Origin of the sequence: Enterobacter sp. LU1, from assembly GCF_008271405.2 — a bacterium.
GTDB lineage: Bacteria > Pseudomonadota > Gammaproteobacteria > Enterobacterales > Enterobacteriaceae > Enterobacter > Enterobacter hormaechei_C.
Map to the genome: position 1 here is coordinate 2,836,645 of NZ_CP043438.2, position 20,902 is coordinate 2,857,546.

Annotated in this window: 18 protein-coding genes, 2 tRNA genes and 1 other annotated feature; of the genes, 9 read left to right on the forward strand and 11 right to left on the reverse strand. The window is 55.7% G+C overall.

Annotated elements, in window-relative coordinates; all coding sequences use genetic code 11:
- The first annotated feature begins 105 nt into the window (after positions 1-105).
- From FZF21_RS13640 to FZF21_RS13650, 3 genes are read left to right on the forward strand one after another with little or no spacing between them, the layout of a single operon-like run.
- Positions 106-1,191 (forward strand): efflux RND transporter periplasmic adaptor subunit, encoded by a 1,086-nt coding sequence (locus FZF21_RS13640; protein WP_167497064.1) that lies wholly within the window; start codon positions 106-108, stop codon positions 1,189-1,191.
- Complete coding sequence (locus tag FZF21_RS13645; protein WP_149121285.1) at positions 1,191-4,253, forward strand: efflux RND transporter permease subunit; 3,063 nt, start codon at positions 1,191-1,193, stop codon at positions 4,251-4,253. Before FZF21_RS13640 ends, FZF21_RS13645 begins: the two co-directional genes overlap by 1 nt.
- 38 nt (positions 4,254-4,291) lie before the next feature.
- Positions 4,292-5,215 (forward strand): acyltransferase family protein, encoded by a 924-nt coding sequence (locus FZF21_RS13650; protein WP_026080612.1) that lies wholly within the window; start codon positions 4,292-4,294, stop codon positions 5,213-5,215.
- Here the strand turns inward: FZF21_RS13650 and pagP are convergent.
- Entirely contained in the window at positions 5,212-5,787 is a 576-nt protein-coding gene (pagP, locus tag FZF21_RS13655) for a lipid IV(A) palmitoyltransferase PagP (RefSeq protein WP_003859516.1), read from the reverse strand. The two genes, FZF21_RS13650 and pagP, sit on opposite strands and share 4 nt — an antisense overlap.
- A gap of 256 nt (positions 5,788-6,043) precedes the next feature.
- Here pagP and shiA point away from each other — a divergent pair, with 256 nt between their 5' ends.
- Together shiA and FZF21_RS13665 are read left to right on the forward strand one after the other, a co-directional pair.
- The gene (shiA, locus tag FZF21_RS13660) at positions 6,044-7,360 is read left to right on the forward strand and encodes a shikimate transporter (protein WP_149121284.1); all 1,317 of its coding nucleotides are present in this window, start codon (positions 6,044-6,046) and stop codon (positions 7,358-7,360) included.
- A 76-nt stretch (positions 7,361-7,436) separates the two neighbouring features.
- Positions 7,437-8,891, forward strand: coding sequence for an AMP nucleosidase (locus FZF21_RS13665; protein WP_015572404.1), 1,455 nt, complete (start codon positions 7,437-7,439; stop codon positions 8,889-8,891).
- Positions 8,892-9,010: 119 nt separating this feature from the next.
- Here FZF21_RS13665 and FZF21_RS13670 read toward each other — a convergent pair.
- Positions 9,011-9,086, reverse strand: a tRNA-Asn gene (locus tag FZF21_RS13670).
- Between the two features lie 103 nt (positions 9,087-9,189).
- Positions 9,190-10,608 (reverse strand): multidrug efflux MATE transporter EmmdR, encoded by a 1,419-nt coding sequence (gene emmdR, locus FZF21_RS13675; RefSeq protein ID WP_023294986.1) that lies wholly within the window; start codon positions 10,606-10,608, stop codon positions 9,190-9,192.
- A 226-nt stretch (positions 10,609-10,834) separates the two neighbouring features.
- Here emmdR and FZF21_RS13680 point away from each other — a divergent pair.
- Positions 10,835-10,910, forward strand: a tRNA-Asn gene (locus FZF21_RS13680).
- A 146-nt stretch (positions 10,911-11,056) separates the two neighbouring features.
- On the opposite strand, the gene FZF21_RS13685 is transcribed toward FZF21_RS13680, so the two are convergent.
- The 4 genes from FZF21_RS13685 to dacD form a co-directional block, all read right to left on the reverse strand.
- Positions 11,057-11,392 carry a DUF496 family protein gene (locus FZF21_RS13685; RefSeq protein WP_000450410.1) on the reverse strand — a complete coding sequence of 112 codons (336 nt, stop codon included), beginning with the start codon at positions 11,390-11,392 and terminating at the stop codon, positions 11,057-11,059.
- A 147-nt stretch (positions 11,393-11,539) separates the two neighbouring features.
- Positions 11,540-12,598, reverse strand: coding sequence for an FUSC family protein (locus FZF21_RS13690; protein ID WP_149121283.1), 1,059 nt, complete (start codon positions 12,596-12,598; stop codon positions 11,540-11,542).
- A gap of 91 nt (positions 12,599-12,689) precedes the next feature.
- Positions 12,690-13,163 carry a DNA gyrase inhibitor SbmC gene (sbmC, locus tag FZF21_RS13695; RefSeq protein ID WP_017383302.1) on the reverse strand — a complete coding sequence of 158 codons (474 nt, stop codon included), beginning with the start codon at positions 13,161-13,163 and terminating at the stop codon, positions 12,690-12,692.
- 118 nt (positions 13,164-13,281) lie between these two features.
- Entirely contained in the window at positions 13,282-14,454 is a 1,173-nt protein-coding gene (gene dacD / locus FZF21_RS13700) for a serine-type D-Ala-D-Ala carboxypeptidase DacD (protein WP_047740833.1), read from the reverse strand.
- Between the two features lie 200 nt (positions 14,455-14,654).
- Here dacD and sbcB point away from each other — a divergent pair, with 200 nt between their 5' ends.
- Entirely contained in the window at positions 14,655-16,082 is a 1,428-nt protein-coding gene (sbcB, locus tag FZF21_RS13705; protein ID WP_180240627.1) for an exodeoxyribonuclease I, read from the forward strand.
- 126 nt (positions 16,083-16,208) lie between these two features.
- Here the strand turns inward: sbcB and FZF21_RS13710 are convergent, their stop codons facing one another.
- The 4 genes from FZF21_RS13710 to FZF21_RS13725 all read right to left on the reverse strand — a co-directional run bounded on the left by FZF21_RS13710 (position 16,209) and on the right by FZF21_RS13725 (position 19,634).
- A complete protein-coding gene (locus FZF21_RS13710; RefSeq protein ID WP_006811203.1) occupies positions 16,209-17,567 on the reverse strand; it encodes an APC family permease in 1,359 nt (452 codons plus the stop codon).
- Entirely contained in the window at positions 17,557-17,619 is a 63-nt protein-coding gene (gene yoeI / locus FZF21_RS13715; protein ID WP_099458931.1) for a membrane protein YoeI, read from the reverse strand. Before yoeI ends, FZF21_RS13710 begins: the two co-directional genes overlap by 11 nt.
- A 219-nt stretch (positions 17,620-17,838) precedes the next feature.
- Entirely contained in the window at positions 17,839-18,768 is a 930-nt protein-coding gene (locus FZF21_RS13720) for a LysR substrate-binding domain-containing protein (protein WP_047728942.1), read from the reverse strand.
- Positions 18,769-18,809: 41 nt separating this feature from the next.
- Positions 18,810-19,634, reverse strand: coding sequence for an SDR family oxidoreductase (locus FZF21_RS13725; RefSeq protein WP_017383300.1), 825 nt, complete (start codon positions 19,632-19,634; stop codon positions 18,810-18,812).
- Positions 19,635-19,806: 172 nt separating this feature from the next.
- Between FZF21_RS13725 and hisL the strand changes: the two genes are divergently transcribed.
- Together hisL and hisG are read left to right on the forward strand one after the other, a co-directional pair.
- Positions 19,807-19,857, forward strand: a complete 51-nt coding sequence (hisL, locus tag FZF21_RS13730) for a his operon leader peptide (RefSeq protein WP_131618339.1) — start codon at positions 19,807-19,809, stop codon at positions 19,855-19,857.
- Positions 19,833-19,956, forward strand: a sequence feature (His leader region). It overlaps the preceding gene by 25 nt.
- A 45-nt stretch (positions 19,957-20,001) precedes the next feature.
- Positions 20,002-20,901 (forward strand): ATP phosphoribosyltransferase, encoded by a 900-nt coding sequence (hisG, locus tag FZF21_RS13735; RefSeq protein WP_000886595.1) that lies wholly within the window; start codon positions 20,002-20,004, stop codon positions 20,899-20,901.
- Position 20,902 lies beyond the last annotated feature (1 nt).

Here is a 20,902-nt window from a genome sequence, read left to right on the forward strand (position 1 = left end):
AGCAATCGGTCTATTTACCTATGTGGTCGTCTCGGCCCTGGCAGAATAGCGCCACCCCAGCATTGATGACGAAATAAATAAAACAATTATTATCAGGGGAATACTGTGAAGCGCTACCTCTCTCTTCTGCCTGCTGTTTTATTGCTGCTGACGGCGTGCGATCCGAAACCCGACCGCGCCGCGCCCCTGCCGAAAATGGTAAAAGTCGCAGAGGTGGTCAAGGCCGGCAACGCGCAGCAGCGCGTGTTTCCCGCCCGTATTGAATCCGGCGACGCCACGGATCTCGCGTTCAAACGAGCCGGGCAGATTGAGACCCTGGACATTCGCCAGGGTGCCATTGTCAAACAGGGGCAACGACTCGCCAGCCTCAACGCCCGTGAAGCCCGGCAGCGCCTGAACGACAGGCAAACGGCGGCGACCCTGGCTCAGCGGCAATTCGACCGCTTCCAGACCCTGGCGGGACGCCAGGCCGTGTCGAAAGCCGAGATGGATGTCCAGCGCGCCAACCGCGATTCAGCAAACGCCGCGCTACAGATTGCGCGCGAAGAATTAAGCCAGATGACGCTCATCGCCCCCTTTAGCGGGACAGCGGCCAGCGTCCATGTGCGAAATCATCAGGTCGTCTCCGCCGGCCAGCCCGTCGTCACTTTGACCCGTACCGATCTGCTTGACGTGGTGTTCAGCCTTCCAGAGAACCTGTTTAACACCTTCGATATTCGCAATGCGCAGTACAAACCGGTAGTGAGGATCAATGCCCTGCCCGGTCGCGAGTTTACCGCTGTGTACAAAGAGCACTCAGGCAGTAGCGACAGCAACACATTGACCTGGCAGGTGATTTTAACCATGCCCCGCCCGGATGATTTTCCCGTCGTGGGCGGCGTCAGCGGAACGGTCACCATCAATTTAACCAACCTTCCGGCGGGCGTGGGCAGTGAGGCGCTGGTAGTGCCGGTTGAAGCGGTCTTTAACCCGGATAACCGCCCGCGCAATGAGCCACATGTCTGGGTGGTGACGGGCGAAGGCGATACGTTGCACCTTGAAGATCGTAAGGTCAGCGTGGGGCAAGTCAGCGCTGAGGGGGTCGTCATCGTCGGTGGGCTTAAGGCCGGTGAACGCGTGGTGGCCGCAGGCGTTGGGGAGCTACATCCCAACCAGCCGGTACGTATCTGGACGCGTGAACGGGGACTGTAATGGATATCTCTCGTCAGTTTATCAGCAACCCGGTTCGCGTCTGGCTGACGATTTTGCTGCTGGGCGTAGGCGGCATTATTGCCCTGTTGAACATTGGCAGACTGGAAGATCCGGCGTTTACCATCAAAACGGCGGTGGTGATCACCCATTATCCGGGCGCGTCGGCGCAGCAGGTTGAGGAAGAGGTCACCCTGCCGCTGGAAAATGCGCTTCAGCAGTTACCTTATCTGGATAACGTCAGCTCCATCTCCTCCAGCGGCCTGTCGCAGATCACGGTCAATATAGCCTCGCGCTACCACTCAAATGTACTGCCGCAAATCTGGGATGAACTGCGTCGCCGGGTGGGAGATGCCGCCAGACAGTTTCCACCCGGCGTAGTGACCCCGTTTGTGAATGACGATTTTGGCGATGTGTTCGGCTTTTTCTTTGCCATTTCCGGAGATGAATTCAGCAATCCGGAACTGGTTCGCTATGCCGAGCAGCTGCGCCGGGAGTTGGTCCTCGTGCCAGGCGTGGGCAAAGTGGCCATCGGCGGAGCCCTCACTCAGCAGATTAACGTGGACATTTCTCTGAGCAAAATGGCCGCGCGCGGGATAACGCTGAACCAGCTTTCTGCCCAGCTCAGCAGGCTGAACGTGGTCTCCAGCGCGGGAGAGATCCCCTCCGGTACCGAGTCAATTCGTCTGCATCCTACCGGTGAATTCGAAAGTATTGACGAGCTGGCCGATCTCATCGTGACCCCGCCCGGCGTTGGGGCGGCTACCCGCTTACGGGATATTGCCACCCTGTCACGCGGGCTGGATGCGTCCCCTGCCAGCATCTACCATGCCAACGGCAGAAAAGCCGTCACCATGGGCGTCTCCTTTATCCCCGGCGTTAACGTGATCGACGTGGGACATGCCCTGGAGGCGAAGCTAGAGCAGATGTCAGCCGAGAAACCGGCAGGTATCCATATCGACCTGTTTTACGATCAGGCGGCGGAGGTCGGGCATTCCGTTAACGGATTTATCATTAACTTCCTGATGGCGCTGGCGATTGTCATCGGCGTGTTGTTGATCTTTATGGGCTTACGCAGCGGGATCATTATTGCCTTTTCCCTCGCCCTCAACGTGCTGGGCACGCTGCTGATCATGTATCTCTGGGGTATTGAACTACAGCGCATTTCACTGGGCGCTCTGATCATCGCCCTCAGCATGCTGGTCGACAATGCCATTGTTATTGTCGAAGGGGTACTGGTAGCCCGGCAGCAGGGCTCGTCCCTGATGAACGCCATTAGCGACATTATTCGCCGTTCTGCGCTGCCGCTGCTGGGTGCAACGGTCATCGCCATCCTGGCCTTTGCGCCCGTCGGGCTGTCACAGGATTCCACCGGCGAATACTGTAAGTCGCTGTTTCAGGTCCTGCTGATTTCGCTCATGCTGAGCTGGTTCTCAGCCCTCACCATTACGCCAGTGCTGATTAAGTGGTGGCTGTTTAAACGAGATGCTGCACCGCCAAAGGCCGACGAAACGGATCCCTATGACAAACGCATCTATCGGATCTATCAGGGTGTGCTCAACGCGCTGTTACGGCGTAAAGCGCCAACGCTGGTAGTGATGGCCGCACTGCTGGCCGCCGCCATCTGGGGCTTTGGCTCGGTGCGACAGAACTTCTTCCCCTCCTCCAGTACGCCAATTTTCTTTGTCGACCTCTGGCTCCCTTACGGTACCGACATTAACTGGACCGAGAAGATGACCGGTGATATCGAGAAAACCATTAACGGCCAGCCAGGCGTGGAAACTACGGTCTCGACGATTGGTCAGGGAAGTATGCGATTTATTTTGACCTACAGCGGACAGCGGCAGTACAGCAACTATGCGCAAATTATGGTGAGAATGGACGACCAGCGTAACATCCCCGCCCTGACCCGCCACGTTGATGAGTACATCGCACGGAACTATCCGCAGGTTAACGCCAGCACGAAGCGGGTGATGTTTGGCCCCTCCGGCGACAGCGCCATTGAAATACGTATTAAAGGCCCCGATCCGGACAGGCTGCGTCTGATCGCCAGCCAGGTAGACAACATCCTTACGCGCGATCCGGCGACGGACAGCGTCAGGAACGACTGGCAAAATCGCAGCAAAGTGCTCCGCCCGCAGTACGTCACCGCGCTGGGACGTGAGCTTGGCGTGGATAAGCAGGACGTCGATAACGCACTGGAGATGAATTTCTCCGGCAGTCGGGCAGGACTGTACAGGGAAGGCAGCGACCTGTTGCCCGTGGTGGTGCGCCCGCCGGAAAGCGAGCGGCTGGACGCCAATCACCTGAATAACGTTCTGGTCTGGAGCCAAACCCGGCAGCAGTATATTCCGCTGAGCAACGTCATCAGCGGCTTCGCGCTGGAGTGGGAAGATCCGCTGATCCTGCGCCGTGACCGCTCCCGCGTGCTGACCGTGCAGACCGACCCTGACCCGCTAAGCCAGCAAACCTCCGGCGATATTCTCGCCCGCGTGAAGCCGCAAATTGATGCCCTGCCCCTGCCCCACGGCTACAGCATTGAGTGGGGCGGTGACGCGGAGAACTCCAGCGAAGCGCAGCAGGGGCTATTTACCACGCTGCCACTCGGCTATCTGGTGATGTTTGTGATCACGGTGCTGATGTTCAGTTCGGTGAAAAACGCCGTCGCCATCTGGCTGACCGTGCCGCTGGCGCTGATCGGCGTGACGCCGGGGTTTTTAATTACCGGCATCCCTTTTGGCTTTATGGCGTTGATTGGCCTGCTGAGCCTGAGCGGGATGCTGATCCGCAACGGCATTGTGCTGGTGGAAGAGATAGAACAGCAGAAAGTGCAGCAGGATCAGCACAGTGCGATCGTTTACGCCGCCACGTCGCGCCTGCGTCCCATCCTCCTCACCGCCTTTACGACCGTACTCGGCCTCGCCCCTCTGCTGCTGGATGTGTTCTTCCAGAGCATGGCCGTTGTGATTATGTTTGGGCTTGGGTTTGCTACAATCCTGACGCTGCTGGTACTCCCCGTAATTTACGCGTGTTTCCATCGTAAGGACAAAGCTGAACAACAATGAATGCGACAGGGCTGAATATCATCAAGACGCTGGGGTGTATGACGGCGGTTACCTTTTTCACCATCTACAACACCTGGGATCATTACGATTATGACTATCACTGGATCCTCGGTTTTTTAACCTTCATTTCGACCATCGCCACGCCGTTATTTTTTGTGGTGGCAGGGTATCTGGACGGGCAATCCCGACACGGCACGCGCTGGCAGCTGGATAAGATCAAAAGCCTGGTGATCGTCTTTCTGTTCTGGGTAACGATTTACTACCTGTGGGAGCCCTATCAGCGCGGATATCTGATCCAGCCCTGGTTCGTGTTCGCGTTTATTGTGATTTACACGTTTCACCCGGTGGTGGAGTGGCTCAGCCAGCGACGAACGCTCTTTTGCGGGGTAATTGCCGCCCTGCTGCTTTTCTCATACGGGTACGATTTACTGTCAGCCCTCTATCCTGATGCCCATGTCCTTTCATTGTCGCCGCAGTATCGCCTGTGGACGTGGCTACTGTTTTATCTGACGGGGCAGCTCTTTTGCGATCCGCAGATCGCGGCGTGGATCGGCCGTAAAAATGTGGTCAGGGCAGCGGTCATCGCCATACCGTTTATTTATCTCTTCACGTGGTTTTACGAACGGCACTTCTTTTTTGCGCTATTTAAAGCAGACAGAAACGCCTTTATTCTTACCGGATCGCAAATCTACATTCTGATTATTGCCCTGGTGATTGCGGCCAACGGCGTGCGTTTTCGCCGCAATGCGGAGTTTAAAGAGTCCGTGCTGGCCGCCATTAGCAAAACCATGACCGGGGTCTATATTATGCACTACTCAGTGTTTCACCTGCTGACCGCGCTCATTCCGGTGACGTCCCTGAGCACCAAACTGGCTCTGATTGTGCTTACCTTTGTTACGTCGGTCCTGTTTTCGCTGCTGATCCTGTCCAACGCAGTGGCCAAAAAAGTGATCACCCTCTAAAAGCCCAGGCGCAGCCAGGCAAACAGCACGTTGCCGTTGTTGTAGGTTCCGGGAATATAGGTGAACTGGACGGTGACGCGCTTATATCCGGCAGAGAAAAGCGGGAAGATAAACGGCAGCGGGACATAGTTGGCAAAGTCGTCGCGTGCCGTGATCCCCGCAGCGGCCCCCAGCCCCAGACGGAAATCTTTTGCGTTATCCAGATACCAGCCCTTCTCCCAGCCGTAGCCCATCGCGGGCTGCCACTCGTTATGTGAATCTTTGAACATCATGGCAAAGAGCGCGCTCCAGTTGCCCTCGTCATTGTAGCGGGACACGCCCAGCCCCCCGCCCCACGGCATTTCGTTGTAGTTGTCCGTTTTCTCTTTGTCATACATGAAGCGTGCATGCCAGCTCAGAAACGGAAGGTAGAGATCGTAACGATCCGGCTGTTCCCAGGTTTGCGCAATATCGTCCGTTACTGCATCCCACCAGCGGTGAATACGCTGTTCGCCATAGACTTTCGGCTCCGCATGCAGCGGAGATACGACTAAAAACAGGACTACCCACAGTGCAGGAAAGAGGCGTTGCATCGTTATACCCTCAGCTTACGTCACTTAGCGATCGTTATTACTGTAAACCATTCAGCCCTAACCGGAGCCAAACAGGCTGATTTATGTTGTCGCCCGATAAGATGAAATTTATTTATTCTGCGCTTTCAGGAAAGATAAAAACGTTTTCTCAGGCCGCCTGTCGCGGTAGTCTCATACATTCCGTCAATATGACGGCCGCGATGTGAGTGACCTTTTCTTATACCAATAATTAAAAATCAGTACAGACAGGACAACTATGGACTCCACCCTTATCTCCGCTCGCCGCAACGAGGAGACACCTTCGCTTAACCGCGCCCGCCGCGCTGCTTTAGGTAGCTTCGCAGGCGCCGTCGTCGACTGGTATGACTTTCTGCTCTACGGTATTACCGCTGCGCTGGTCTTTAACCGTGAATTCTTTCCCCAGATCAGCCCCGCCATGGGCACGCTTGCTGCGTTTGCCACCTTCGGCGTCGGTTTTCTGTTTCGTCCGCTGGGCGGGATAATTTTCGGCCACTTCGGTGACCGCCTTGGCCGGAAACGTATGCTGATGCTCACCGTCTGGATGATGGGCATTGCCACCGCGCTGATCGGTATTTTGCCCTCCTTTGCCTCGATTGGCTGGTGGGCCCCGGTGTTGCTGGTGACGCTGCGCGCCATTCAGGGCTTTGCCGTCGGCGGCGAATGGGGCGGCGCGGCATTGCTGTCCGTGGAAAGCGCGCCGAAGAACAAGAAAGCGTTTTACAGCAGCGGCGTGCAGGTGGGTTATGGCGTGGGTCTGCTGCTCTCCACGGGCCTGGTGTCGCTAATAAGCCAGCTCACGACAGACGAGCAGTTCCTGAGCTGGGGCTGGCGTATTCCGTTTATCTTCAGCATTGTGCTGGTCGTGGTGGCCCTGTGGATCCGTTACGGCATGGAAGAGTCGGCTGAGTTTAGACGGCAGCAGCGCGAAAAACCGGTCGCGAAAAAACGGCTGCCGGTGATGGAAGCGCTGGTGCAGCACCCTGGCGCTTTTCTGAAAATTATCGCCCTGCGCCTGTGCGAACTGTTGACGATGTATATCGTCACCGCCTTTGCCCTGAACTATTCCACGCAGAATCTCGGGCTGCCGCGCGAGCTGTTCCTGAATATCGGCCTGGTGGTGGGCGGGATCAGCTGCCTGACCATCCCCTGCTTCGCCTGGCTGGCGGATCGCTTTGGCCGTCGACGGGTATATATCACCGGGGCGCTCATTGGCACACTCAGCGCCTGGCCGTTCTTTATGGCGCTGGAGGCACAGTCGGTCTTCTGGATTGTCTTCTTCGCGATCATGCTTGCGAACATCGCTCACGATATGGTGGTCTGCGTGCAGCAGCCAATGTTTACCGAGCTGTTTGGCGCAAGCTACCGCTACAGCGGCGCGGGCGTGGGATATCAGGTGGCGAGCGTGGTCGGCGGCGGGTTTACGCCGTTTATCGCCGCCGCGCTGGTGACGTTCTCCGGCGGTAACTGGCACAGCGTGGCGATTTATCTGCTGGCGGGTTGCCTGCTTTCTGCCGCCACCGCCCTGTTGATGAAGGAAACCGCGCACAGCTGATCTCCTCACTTTTGTTTCACAGGCGTGTGACATACTATCGGGTAAAGCCGCACACCTGTGGAACAAGGAGACAGACATGAATAATAAGGGCTCCAGCCTGACCCCGGCTCAGGCGCTGGAAAAACTCGACGCGCTGTATGAACAGTCCGTCAATGCACTGCGCAGCGCCATCAGTGACTATATCGAAACAGGGAAACTTCCCGATGAAAAGGCCAGAACCCAGGGCCTTTTTGTTTATCCATCGCTCTCTGTCACCTGGGACGGCAGCGCCAGCAGCAATCCAAAAACCCGCGCCTATGCGCGTTTCACCCACTCCGGCTGTTACAGCACGACCATCACGCGACCAGCGCTGTTCCGCCCCTATCTGGAAGAGCAGCTTACCCTGCTGTATCAGGATTACGGCGCGCATATCAGCGTTGAGCCGTCCCTGCACGAGATCCCTTACCCGTACGTGATAGACGGCTCGGCGCTGACGCTGGATCGCTCCATGAGCGCGGGGCTGACCCGCCACTTCCCGACCACTGAGCTGTCGCAGATTGGCGATGAGACGGCGGACGGGATCTATCACCCGGCAGAGTTTTCACCGCTGTCGCACTTTGATGCCCGCCGTGTCGATTTCTCGCTGGCACGCCTGCGCCACTACACCGGCACCCCAGCCGAACATTTCCAGCCGTTCGTGTTGTTTACCAATTACACCCGCTATGTGGACGAATTTGTCCGCTGGGGCTGTAGCCAGATCCTCGACCCGGACAGCCCTTACATCGCCCTCTCCTGCGCGGGCGGGATCTGGATCACCGCCGAAACCGAAGCACCGGAAGAGGCCATCTCCGACCTGGCGTGGAAAAAGCACCAGATGCCAGCCTGGCACCTGATCACCGCCGACGGTCAGGGCATTACGCTGATTAACATCGGCGTTGGCCCGTCGAATGCGAAAACCATCTGCGACCATCTGGCGGTACTGCGCCCGGACGTCTGGCTGATGATCGGCCACTGCGGCGGCCTGCGTGAAAGTCAGCTGATTGGCGATTACGTCCTCGCCCACGCTTATTTGCGTGACGACCATGTCCTTGACGCGGTTCTGCCGCCGGATATTCCTATCCCGAGTATCGCTGAAGTGCAGCGCGCCCTGTACGACGCCACCAAAGAGGTGAGCGGCATGCCGGGTGAAGAGGTGAAGCAGCGCCTGCGTACCGGTACGGTCGTCACCACCGACGATCGTAACTGGGAGCTGCGCTATTCCGCCTCCGCCCTGCGTTTCAATCTCAGCCGTGCGGTCGCAATCGATATGGAAAGCGCCACCATTGCCGCGCAGGGCTATCGCTTCCGCGTCCCTTACGGCACGCTGCTGTGCGTGTCCGATAAACCGCTGCACGGCGAGATCAAACTGCCGGGCCAGGCGAACCGTTTTTACGAAGGGGCGATCTCAGAGCATCTTCAGATTGGTATTCGCGCCATCGATTTACTGCGTGCAGAGGGCGACAAACTGCATTCCCGCAAGCTGCGCACCTTCAATGAGCCACCGTTCCGCTGATAACAAGGACCCACTCACCCGGCCTGGGATTCCGTAGGTCGGGTAAGCGGAGCGCCACCCGACAATTTCACGAACGCAGAAAAGCAAAAAGCCTGCTTTAAAAGCAGGCTTTTCAAATTTGGCTCCTCTGACTGGACTCGAACCAGTGACATACGGATTAACAGTCCGCCGTTCTACCGACTGAACTACAGAGGAATCGTGTGAACGGGGCGCATATTATCGATGCGCTCTGAGGATGTCAAAGGGTGAATGCAGATTTTCAATCGTTTGCCGATTTATTCTCCACTTCGCACATTTGTCAGGCACTTGCCGTTTCCGAAACCTCCTGCTCCGGTTTTTTTCGCGGATATTTCCACAGCCAGCGCCCGCTCACCATGCGCCAGTAGAACAGCGCCCCGCGCACGGCCCAGTCAAGGAACATCCCCAGCCAGACGCCGACAACGCCCATACCCAACATTACCCCCAGCGTGTAGCCCGCCACAACGCGACAGCCCCACATGCCGAGCATGGAGACCCACATCGCAAACCGGGCATCGCGCGCCCCTTTCAGCCCGGCAGGAAGTACCCAGGACGCGGCCCAAATTGGCATAAACGCCGCGTTGAGCCAAATGAGCACCTTCACGACCTCTTTCACGTCATTTTCATGCGTATAGAACGAGGCCATCAGCCCGGCAAAAGGCGCAGTTCCCCACGCAATCGCCGTCAGTCCAATAGTTGAAAGCCAGAAGACGTGCCGAAGTTGTCGTTCCGCCTGCCCTATCTGCCCCTTTCCGAGGCGTCTGCCGGTGATGATCGTCGACGCCGACCCCAGCGCGTTTCCCGGCAGGTTAATGAGTGAGGCGATGGAGAAGGCAATAAAGTTGCCGGCGATGACGTCTGTTCCCATCCCGGCAACAAACATCTGCGTCAGCAGTTTCCCACCGTTAAACAACACGGATTCGATGCTGGCCGGAATCCCGATCCCCATCACTTCCCAGATAATGGCGAAGTTAAGCGGACGGAAATAGCTTTTCAGTGTCAGGCGCAGCGATGGCGTAATTCCCGCCATCAGTACGCCAATTATCGCCGCCGCACCAATATAGCGGGAAATGGTTAGCCCCAAACCCGCGCCGACAAAGCCCAGCCCCTCCCAGGAAAAGACGCCGTAAATCAAAACGCTGCTGATAATGATATTCAGGATGTTCATGCCGCCGTTGATCAGCAGCGGAATTTTGGTATTTCCTGCTCCACGAAGCGCACCGCTACCAATCAGCGCGATGGCAGCCGCCGGATAACTCAGCACCGTCATTTCCAGGTAGGTGAGAGCCAGATCCTTCACCTCGCTGGTCGCTTCTCCCGCGACAATGTCGATAATTTCTTTGCCGTAATAATGGATAACCGCCGCAAGGATGATCGAAAAGAGGGTCATGATCATCAGCGACTGTCTGGCCGCTTCGCGGGCACGCTTCGGATCAAGCTTGCCCAGGCTAAACGCCACCACCACCGTCGTACCGAGATCGATAGCGGCAAAGAAGGACATCACCACCATGTTGAAACTGTCCGCCAGCCCTACCCCGGCCATGGCTTCTTTACCGAGCCAGCTCACCAGAAAGGTGCTCAGCACCCCCATTAGCAGGACGCAGGTATTCTCCAGGAAAATAGGCACGGCAAGGGGGGTGATTTCACGCCAGAACAGAACTCGATAGCTCTTACGTTTTGCATACCAGGGCGTGCGCATAATCGCCTGGCGTAGGGGTGCGGTGACGTTCAAAATGGACCTTAGCGAGAAAGTTGAAACTCCATTTCAAATGATGGGGCAGAAATGCGTATCCTGCAAAGTATTTTCCATAAAATTATGTTTGGATTTACAACAAAATGACGACAGAATCATCAAACAAACGCTTTTGCCTGAGATCAGGTTTGACAAAAGTTTTTTCGCCGCTAAGATAAGCCTCCACAACGATTCCTCTGTAGTTCAGTCGGTAGAACGGCGGACTGTTAATCCGTATGTCACTGGTTCGAGTCCAGTCAGAGGAGCCAAATTTAAAAAGCCTGCTTTTAGAGCAGGCTTTTTGCTTTTCTGCGTTCGTGAAATTGTCGGGTGGCGGCTTCGCCTTACCCGACCTACGTAATAACAGTCCTGTAGGCCCGGTAAGCGCAGCGCCACCGGGCAACAGAGTGTGCGATTACTCGCCTTTAGCGTCGACGTTTTTGATTTCGCCCATCACTTTCAGCTTCTTGGAGATGTCGCGACGCTCTTTGGACAGCTCAGCGTTTTTGATGATGTAGTCATCAACGCGATCTTCATAATCGCTCTTCATGCTGGCGATGATGCCCTGAATAGCTTCAACGCTCATACCTGGCTTGATGTAGTCGCTCAGGTTGTCCAGCAGCAGGACACGTTTCTGGTTGTCACGGATCTTCTTCTCTACGTCCTGGATTTCGCGCTGTAGCTTGTTTTTGCGGCGGAACAGGCGGACGAACTCCAGAACATCCTGGAACGAAGGCTTGGTAGTTTCCATTTTTACACCCCTGATAATGTGAGATTCGGATTCGTTAAAGCAACCGTTTTAACAGACAGCGGCTGCGAATGACAATGAGTATATCGTTTAAAACCATCATAACCCTAATTGTTGCTGAATCGAAGCAGCAGGCATCACATACGCTTTTTATTTGCGCAATGCCCGGCAAATCAGCTGTGATAACAACTCCAGCTGTCGCGCCAGCTCCATACTCAGCCAGACATAACCATGGATGGGCGTTTCCGCCACATTGTCGCCCTGGCGCTCATTCATCAGCTGTTTGAGCTCGGCGACGATTTCGTTCAGCCGCTCGCTGTTCGCCCGTATCGGCTGTGGGTTACCTTCGTAGAGCGCATGGGCGATGGTCAGCAGGGTTTGTTGCGTCATCTGCTGCGTCTCTTTCAGCGTATGCGCGTTGAGCATCAGAAGATGGCTGGGGCGTGAGGCCCAGTGGGCATTGATTTGCAGTTCAAGCATACAGACCAGATTACGGCTGACCGTCTGAATAGCTTCAAAAATGGCTTTCTGGATATGGGTTTCTTTGCTTGCCGGGGTAATCAACCCGCGCATTTTGACCACATCATTGAGGATTTTTTGCAGGTGCTTTTCCAGCCGCGGGCGCTCAATCAGATTCGGCGAAAACCCGGCCTGGTAGACCCGGTTAAATGCCGTGACGTAGTTTGCCATCTGAATGCGCCAGTGCAGGAAGGCGCGCTGCGGCCAGATGCCGGTAAACAGCATGGCGAGCAACGAGCCGAGGATCACGTCCCCGCTTCGCCACAATGCGGTGGTCATATCGCCCGCCGGTGCGCCGACCACAACCGCGAGCGTAATGCCAATCAGCAGCGCCTGATACGGTTTCTTGCCGAGGGCCAGCCATCCACAAAGAAACATCGCCACCGCGCACCACAGCAACATGACCGGAAACGAAATCAGCTCCAGCTTCAGGGCGATAAGCCCAAGCGCTGAGCCTAAAACGGTGCCGCCTATGCGTTCGAAAGCGCGCGGGACCACGTTCCCCCAGAATGAGATCGGCCCCATCACCACCACCAGCGTGATCAGCGGCCACGTCCCTTCCGGGATATCCAGCAGACGAACCAGTACGAAGGTCAACACAAACGCCAGCGCAATGCGGCAACCGTGCACCACGCGATAATGTTTGTATAACCGAATTTCAAAAGGGGTTAATGACTTGTCGGGGCTCACACCCGTCTCCAGCTCTACGGCAAACCACAATTGTACTGTGTTTTCAGCCGGGTGGATCGCGCCCGGCTGAAAAACCCTGCATTCCGCAGGATTATCCCACTTTGTGCTCTACCGGTACAAACATCTCAATATCCCAGTAGCCGTCAGCATTGCCATCGTTAAGATAACGTTCGAAGCAGGGTTTTGCCGCGATCTGGAATTTGTTGTCTTCCAGCAGGGAGTTGAAGAACTGATACCATGGAGTGGCGAAATCATGATTTTCGACGCGCGCGGCGGCAATCGCATACTCTCCGGCAGCAATTTCGGTCATCATCACCCCTTCGCTGTTCTCAGGGATAGTGAAATCGTCCGTTACCGTTACGGCGGTAACGCAGCGGAGCTTTTCTGCCGGCACGTCATCCGGATTGTCATAATAAACGGCCACCCACTCCTGCGGCTGAATATGACGCCCGTCTACCCACATGACCAGCTGTTCAAATCCCTGCTTGACCGTCTTTTCCCACGGCCCCACGAGATGAAAGCCAGCGATCGTACGTTTCTGTTGCTGCCTGATGCTGTAGTCCATGCTGCCTCCGTTTATTACTGTATATATATACACTGTAAAGCAGAATCGAGATTATCGGCAAACCAGGAGTGTTTATTATGTGAGCAGACTCGCAACACTGCCAGTCTGCCCAAAAAGGTCAGAGTTTATGATGCAGATAATCGCCGAGGCGGGAGAAAAGGCCGCCCTTTTCAACGCTTTCCAGCGTAACCAATGGCCAGTGCGCTACCACCTTGTCACGATCGTACAGCTGGATCTCCCCTACCCGCTGATGCGCGGCGATCGGCGCTTCCAGCTCTTTTTTATCCATCACGTATTTCGCCTTGATGTTTGGCACTTCCGATTTGGGTAATGCCAGCCAGAAGTCCTGATCCGTGCCCAGCGCGATCTGCTCTTTATCGCCGTACCAGATGCGCTCGGTTCCCACTTTTTTACCGTTATGCAGGATCTGCACCGTATCAAAATTTTGCTGTCCCCAGTGCAGCAGCTTGCGCGCCTGATCTTCACGTCCTTTCGGGCTGTCTGCCCCCATCACCACCGCAATCAGTCGACGCTGACCGTCCACCGCGGAGGCAATCAGGTTAAAGCCCGCGCCCGAGGTGTGACCCGTTTTCAGGCCATCCACGTTCATGGTCTTATCCCACAGCAGGCCGTTGCGGTTCTGCTGGGTGATGCCGTTCCAGGTCAGGCTCTTTTCGCTGTACATGTGATAGAACTCAGGCTCGCCGTGAATGATGGCCCGGGAAAGCACGGCGAGATCGTAAGCGGAGCTGTGCTGACCCGGTGCATCCAGCCCGTGTACGGTTTCGAAGTGGGTATCGCGCAGGTTCAGCTTTTCAACGTAGTCATTCATCATCCTGACGAACTGCGGCTGACCGCCCGCCACGTGATCCGCCAGCGCCACGCAGGCGTCATTGCCGGAATCAACAATCAGGCCGCGGCTGAGATCGCGCACGGAAACCCGATCGCCCTCCTTCAGAAACATCAGCGACGAACCGTCAAAGACCGGATTGCCTTTTGCCCATGCATCACGTCCGACCGTCACAATGTCATCGGGGCTGATGCGGTGGCTATCAATAGCACGATCGACAACGTACCCCGTCATCAGTTTGGTCAGGCTCGCCGGATTACGCTGCTGATGTTCGTTGCCCGCCGTTAAGATTTGACCCGTGGTGTAATCCATCAATACCCAGGAGCCAGCCTGGATGGCAGGTGGCTGAGGTGAAAAATCCAGCGGCTCGGCAGCCAGCGCGGAAGAAATACTCGAAGCGAGTAAAGAAACAGCAATAAACAGACGGCGTTTCAACGGTATATCCTCAGGTCAGTAAAAATCGATGACCTTTTTACGGGAGTTCTGATGTCGTTACCTGCCTTAATTGCAAAAAAATGTGACAGCACGCAGATTTTTTCGGAACAAATCTCGCAAATTTCTTGCCTGACGGTGCTTTTTATTCGGACTGCTCACCCCAATCGTTTACCATAGAGACGTCAATTTTTAACAGGATGAGATTACTGGTGTCTGACTCTGCCGCGCGCCCGACTTTTTTGTTCCACGATTACGAAACCTTTGGCACCCATCCGGCGCTGGACCGACCGGCGCAGTTTGCGGCTATCCGTACCGATGACGAATTTAACGTCATCGGCGAACCCGAGGTGTTTTACTGTAAGCCCGCCGATGACTATCTGCCGCAGCCGGGCGCGGTAATGGTGACGGGCATCACGCCTCAGGAAGCGCGGGATAAAGGCGTTAGCGAAGCAGAATTTGCCCGTCGCATCCACGACCTGTTCACGGTGCCCAATACCTGCGTGGTGGGTTACAACAACATCCGTTTTGACGATGAAGTGACGCGCAATATCTTCTACCGCAACTTCTACGATCCGTATGCCTGGAGCTGGCAGAACCGTAATTCACGCTGGGATTTGCTGGATATCATGCGCGCCTGCTATGCGCTGCGCCCGGAGGGGATTAACTGGCCGGAGAACGACGACGGCTTGCCGAGCTTCAGGCTCGAGCACCTGACGCGGGCCAACGGCATTGAGCACAGCAACGCCCACGACGCGATGGCAGACGTTTACGCGACCATCGCTATGGCGAAACTTGTAAAAACCGCGCAGCCGCGCCTGTTTGAGTATCTGTTGAGCCATCGCAGCAAGCAAAAGCTGATGACGCTAATTGACGTGCCGCAGATGAAACCGCTGGTGCATATTTCAGGGATGTTCGGTGCGTGGCGCGGGAATACAAGCTGGGTGGCGCCGCTTGCCTGGCATCCGGACAACCGTAACGCCGTCATCATGGTGGATCTCGCCGGAGATATCTCCCCGCTGCTTGAGCTCGACAGCGACACCTTACGTGAACGGCTCTATACGCCGAAAGAGGCGCTGGGTGACCTGCCAGCCGTACCGGTAAAACTGGTGCACATCAATAAGTGCCCGGTGCTGGCGCAGGCCAACACGCTGCGCCCGGAAGACGCCGACCGGCTGGGGATTAACCGTCAGCACTGCCTCGATAACCTGAAAGTGCTGCGCGACAACCCGCATGTGCGCGAGAAAGCCGTCGCCATTTTTGCCGAAGCTGAGCCGTTCGTGCCGTCTGAGAATGTGGATGCGCAGCTTTATAACGGCTTCTTCAGCGACGCCGATCGCGCGGCGATGAATATCGTGCTGCAAACCGACCCGCGTAACCTGCCCGCGCTGGATATCACCTTCGCAGATAAGCGCATTGAGAAGTTGATGTTTAATTATCGCGCGCGCAACTATCCCGGCACGCTGGATGAAGCAGAGCAGGAACGCTGGTTACAGCATCGGCGCAACGTGTTTACGCCGGAGTTTCTTAATAGCTACGCCCAGGAGCTGGAGATGCTTTACGGTCAGTATGAAGGGAATGCTGAGAAGCAGGCGCTGCTGAAAGCGCTGTTCCAGTATGCGCAAGAAATTGTCTGAGTAGCGGGTACAAAAAAGCCGGAGGCGATGTCTCCGGCTTTTTTTTTGCCGGGTGGCGCTAACGCTTACCCGGCCTACGGTTTAGAAGTCCGTAGGTCGGGTGCGTAGCCGCCACCCGACACAGTCTTACGCGACGTCTTCGTACTGAGGAACCGGGTTGCGGAAGCTTCTGGTCACGCAAGCCAGGTAAATCAGACCGATCGCACCCCAGATCAGACCCAGAACCATTGAGCTCTCTTCCAGGTTAATCCACAGCGCACCCACCGTCAGGGCACCACACACTGGCAGCACCAGATAGTTGATGTGGTCCTTCAGCGTCTTGTTGCGCTTCTCACGGATCCAGAACTGCGAAATCACGGAGAGGTTAACGAAGGTGAACGCCACCAGCGCACCAAAGTTAATCAGCGCCGTGGCCGTTACCAGGTCGAATTTAATCGCCAGCAGGGCAATAGCGCCCACCAGCAGCACGTTCCACGCCGGGGTACGCCATTTAGGATGCACGTAACCGAAGAAGCGGGTTGGGAACACACCGTCACGGCCCATCACGTACATCAGACGAGAGACGCCCGCGTGCGCAGCCATACCGGAAGCCAGTACGGTGACGCTGGAGAAGATCAGCACGCCCCACTGGAAGGTTTTACCCGCCACGTACAGCATAATTTCAGGCTGTGATGCATCCGGATCTTTAAAGCGAGAGATATCCGGGAAGTACAGCTGTAAGAAGTAAGACGCACCAATGAAGATCAGGCCGCCAATCAGCGCGGTCAGGAAAATCGCTTTCGGGATCACGCGCTCAGCGTCTTTGGTCTCTTCAGACAGAGAAGAGATACCGTCGAAGCCCAGGAACGAGAAGCACAGGATAGTTGCACCGGTGATCATCGGCACTACGTGCGCGCCTTCAGACCAGAACGGACGGGTGCTGGTCAGCGTACCTGCGCCTTCACCGTGGGAAACGCCGTAGATGATCAGCCCAACGATAACCGCAACAATCCCCATCTGAAGGATCACAATCAGGGTGTTGAAGTTAGCCACGGTCTTGATACTGCGCAGGTTAGAGATGGTCATAAAGGCCACCAGCGCCACAACGAAGATCCACGACGGCACGGAAGGCACCAGCGCTTCGAAGTAAATTTTTGCCAGCAGAATGTTGATCATCGGCATGAACAGGTAGTCCAGCAGTGATGACCAGCCCACCATAAAGCCAACCGCCGGGCTAATGGATTTCTGAGCATAGGTGTACGCAGAGCCTGCGGACGGGAAACGGCGAACCAGTTTACCGTAGCTCAGCGCTGTAAAGAGGATGGCGACCAGCGCAAAGGCGTACGCCGTTGCAACGTGACCGTCAGTAAGGCCTGATACGATACCGAATGTATCGAACAGCGTCATCGGTTGCATATAGGCAAGGCCCATCATAACAACCGGAATCAACGTAAGCGTTTTACGTAATTCCACGCGAGAGGTGTTTGGAGTTGCGTTATGCGACATAGTTATTCTCCTTTACGGTGATAACCGCCACGTAAGCGAAAAATTGCCCCATTTCTTTCTTCCTCAGCGACAACAACTGTCGGATTTTAGTAAATATCTATCCGGTACGAAGCCCGGCCTCTTGGTTTTTAGTTTCGTTTCGTACATGCAAAAAAAAATAACCGACGCCTTTTATATCGTCGATTATTCATTTGTTTGCAGCGGCGGCATTTTGCCCTATTCCAGATACAAAAGGCAATACATTGAGAAACCTGCCCATAAATTAATTTTACTAACTGATTGATTTCCCATCACCTGCCTGAGTGTAAACTGTAGCGATAGCACTATTTGCTAAAATTTCGTCTCGCCACCAGGCGCTGGCAAGCCCGGCGGTCTGTTCATTCCAGCCCACCCATACCGATTCGTTACTGCTCTGCGCTAAAACCTGTTTTTCCACCAGCGCTCCGCTGTCAATAAACCGCTGCGCTAAATAACGGGGAAGGTAACCGCACCCCAGGCCGCTTATTTGCAGCTCCAGCTTGGTTTTAAAATCAAAAACGGTGATGGCCTCCTGCTCATCCAGCAGCTGCGATGAAATGCCGCATTCGGGGCGAGAGCTGTCTCCAACCACAATGGCGCGATAGTTTTTAATGACGCGTCGGGTAACAGGCTCCGGTTCATTCGCCAGCGGGTGATGAGGCGCAACGGCAAAAACCTGCTCCAGAACACCCAGCCGCGCAAAACCAAATTCACTTAACTGGGGAGGCTCATGCAGCGCCCCGACGATGATATCCGCCCTGCCCTGCGTCAGGGCCTCCCAGGAACCGCCCAGCACGCCATTGATAAAAACCAGACGGGTGACGCTATGGCGCTGATAGAACGCCTCAATAAGCGGAGTAAGCAGGGAGAAAGGGAATGTATCATCAACCCCAATCACCAGCTCATTTTCCCAGCCCTGGTGAAGTTTAACGGCCTGTTTTTCCAGCTCGCGAACCGTATGCAGCACGTCACGCCCTTTTTCCAGCAGCATCTGCCCTGTACGGGTGAAACGCGCGCGATGCCCGGTGCGGTCAAGGATTTGGATATTAAGATCGCTCTCGAGCTTTTGCACGGTGTAGCTCAGAGCCGAAGGGGTTTTATAGAGCTTCGCCGAGGCGGCGGCAAAGCTCCCCTCTTTTTCCAGCGCATCCAGAATAACAAGAACATCCAGCAGCGGTTTCATCTTCGCCCCCTTGCGGTGTGCGATTGTCTCCGCCGGCGCAATTATTCCATGGGCATAACCAGCGGATCGGGATACTGATATTCAAATCCCAGTTCATGGCAAATACGATTGCCATCAATAATTTTGCCTTTGCGTTCCCCCTGCGCCTCACTGAATACCGGCGGCGCCAGACCCAGCTGGCGCGCCATCAGCGGATAAAAGGTACTGCGCGGCGGATGCGAAGGCGCACATATATTATAGATGTGCCCCCCTTTCGGAGCCTGCAAAAGCAGTTCTATGGCGCCGATAACATCCTCAAGATGCACAAGATTAACCCCGTGCTGGCCATCCGGCGCGGATTTACCGGCAAAGAAGCGCCCCGGATGACGCCCCGGCCCCACCAGTCCGGCCAGGCGTAAGATATCCACCTGCGTGCCAGGCAAATTGTGCAGCCAGTCTTCCAGCTCTTTCAGTACCCGGCCGCTGGCGGTCACCGGACGGCGCTCGGTGTTTTCTTTCGCCGTACCGTCGATATCGCCATAGACGGAGGTGGAGCTGGTGAAAATGATACGCGGGATATGGTGCGCCAGGGCGCTGTCGACAATCTCCTGCACCGCCTGCAAGTAAAAAGACTCACCCGGGCCGCTGCGCCGCGCCGGTAAGGTAATGACCAGCGCATCCACATTCATCAGTTCATCCAGCTCGTCGGTATCGCAGATAAGCTCGGGTTCGAGACGCAGCTCGACACCATCAATGCCGCACATGCGTGCCGCTTCAACCCCATCCCGGGTGGTCTTACTCCCTGTCACCTGCCAGCCTTTCGCGGCTAATGACATCGCCAGTGGCATTCCTAACCACCCTAACCCGACAATCGCGACCTTTTTCATGACATTCTCCGCTTAACGACGCTTGTTATAAGGCTACGCCAGCCTGGTGGAACGCACAATTCATACCATCAATATGAAATGAATTAATGATCAAAAAAAGCCCTTGCTTTATGGCGTACAACTGGTTTAGGTTAAAAGACATCAAATGCATAAGCATTCAACGAGAATTTATATGACACGCGTTCCTTTTAAAAACCACCATCATCACCATCATCCTGGCTAGTCTTTCAGGCGATGTGTGCTGGAAGACGTTTGGATCTTCCAGTGGTGCATGAACGCATGAAAAAGCCCCCGGAAGATCTTCTTCCGGGGGCTTTTTTTTGGACCGCATTCAGACAGGTTAAAACAGGTTAACGAGGAACACAGAATGTTAGATAACTCACGTTTACGCATAGCTATTCAAAAATCAGGCCGTTTAAGCGACGATTCACGCGAACTGCTGGCCCGCTGCGGGATTAAAATCAACCTGCACACCCAGCGCCTGATCGCCTTGGCTGAAAATATGCCGATCGACATTCTGCGCGTACGTGATGACGATATCCCGGGCCTGGTGATGGATGGCGTCGTTGATCTCGGCATCATCGGCGAAAACGTACTGGAAGAAGAGTTATTAACCCGCCGCGCGCAGGGCGAAGATCCGCGCTACTTTACCCTGCGTCGTCTGGACTTTGGCGGCTGCCGCCTGTCGCTGGCTACGCCGGTCGATGAAGCCTGGGACGGCCCGGCCGCGCTGAACGGCAAACGTATCGCCACCTCTTACCCTCACCTGCTGAAGCGTTACCTCGATCAAAAAGGCGTGCAGTTTAAATCCTGTCTGCTGAATGGCTCTGTTGAAGTGGCGCCGCGTGCGGGCCTGGCCGATGCCATCTGTGACCTCGTCTCCACCGGCGCCACGCTCGAAGCGAACGGCCTGCGCGAAGTGGAGGTGATCTACCGCTCCAAAGCGTGCCTTATCCAGCGCGACGGCGAGATGGCCGACGCCAAACAGCAGCTCATCGACAAACTGCTGACCCGCATTCAGGGCGTGATTCAGGCGCGTGAATCCAAATACATCATGATGCATGCGCCGACCGAGCGCCTGGACGAAGTGATTGCCCTGCTGCCGGGCGCTGAGCGTCCAACCATTCTGCCGCTGGCGGGCGACCAGCAGCGCGTGGCGATGCACATGGTCAGCAGCGAAACCCTGTTCTGGGAAACCATGGAAAAACTGAAGGCGCTGGGCGCAAGTTCCATTCTGGTGCTGCCAATTGAGAAGATGATGGAGTAAC

Excerpts from the sequence above, each read along its gene's own strand:
- sbmC (WP_017383302.1), bottom strand. The coding sequence starts at position 13,163 with ATGGACTACAGCATCAGGCAGCAACAGAAACGTACGATCGCTGGCTTT.
- emmdR (WP_023294986.1), bottom strand. The coding sequence starts at position 10,608 with ATGCGCACGCCCTGGTATGCAAAACGTAAGAGCTATCGAGTTCTGTTC.
- hisG (WP_000886595.1), top strand. The coding sequence starts at position 20,002 with ATGTTAGATAACTCACGTTTACGCATAGCTATTCAAAAATCAGGCCGT.
- pagP (WP_003859516.1), bottom strand. The coding sequence starts at position 5,787 with ATGCAACGCCTCTTTCCTGCACTGTGGGTAGTCCTGTTTTTAGTCGTA.
- FZF21_RS13665 (WP_015572404.1), top strand. The coding sequence starts at position 7,437 with ATGAATAATAAGGGCTCCAGCCTGACCCCGGCTCAGGCGCTGGAAAAA.
- FZF21_RS13725 (WP_017383300.1), bottom strand. The coding sequence starts at position 19,634 with ATGAAAAAGGTCGCGATTGTCGGGTTAGGGTGGTTAGGAATGCCACTG.
- FZF21_RS13720 (WP_047728942.1), bottom strand. The coding sequence starts at position 18,768 with ATGAAACCGCTGCTGGATGTTCTTGTTATTCTGGATGCGCTGGAAAAA.
- FZF21_RS13710 (WP_006811203.1), bottom strand. The coding sequence starts at position 17,567 with ATGTCGCATAACGCAACTCCAAACACCTCTCGCGTGGAATTACGTAAA.
- FZF21_RS13645 (WP_149121285.1), top strand. The coding sequence starts at position 1,191 with ATGGATATCTCTCGTCAGTTTATCAGCAACCCGGTTCGCGTCTGGCTG.
- FZF21_RS13685 (WP_000450410.1), bottom strand. The coding sequence starts at position 11,392 with ATGGAAACTACCAAGCCTTCGTTCCAGGATGTTCTGGAGTTCGTCCGC.
- shiA (WP_149121284.1), top strand. The coding sequence starts at position 6,044 with ATGGACTCCACCCTTATCTCCGCTCGCCGCAACGAGGAGACACCTTCG.
- FZF21_RS13650 (WP_026080612.1), top strand. The coding sequence starts at position 4,292 with ATGACGGCGGTTACCTTTTTCACCATCTACAACACCTGGGATCATTAC.